This is a genomic window from Pseudoalteromonas sp. SR45-1 (genome assembly GCF_014163655.1).
Taxonomy (GTDB): Bacteria; Pseudomonadota; Gammaproteobacteria; order Enterobacterales; family Alteromonadaceae; genus Pseudoalteromonas; species Pseudoalteromonas distincta.
On the sequence record NZ_JACJDR010000051.1, the window covers coordinates 1 to 326 of the forward strand.

Below are 326 nucleotides of genomic sequence, written 5' to 3' on the forward strand. Positions count from 1 at the left end.
ATTAGCGATGTGGCAGGTAACAGCACCGATATTACCGGCAACGGCACCATTGATACCACAGCACCAAGTGTGAGTGTAGATGCGCCAGTATTAACAAATGACAGCACGCCAACTGTGACAGGCACTAGTGATGCACCTAACAGCACCATCACGGTGACGTTTACAGATGCAGCAAATGCTACTCAAAGCATTGATGTACAAACCGATGCCAATGGTAACTGGAGTGCGACACCAACAGGCACATTAGCTGAAGGGAATTATAGCGTTAGCGCCAGCATCACTGATGCAGCGGGCAACACAGGTACAGGTACAGACAGTGGCGAAGT

1 protein-coding gene is annotated in these 326 nt (G+C 49.7%); it reads left to right on the top strand.

The window, feature by feature from the left end; translation table 11 throughout:
* Positions 1-326 (top strand): Ig-like domain-containing protein (locus H5089_RS20095; RefSeq protein ID WP_259396096.1); only part of this gene is annotated, 326 nt, incomplete at both ends.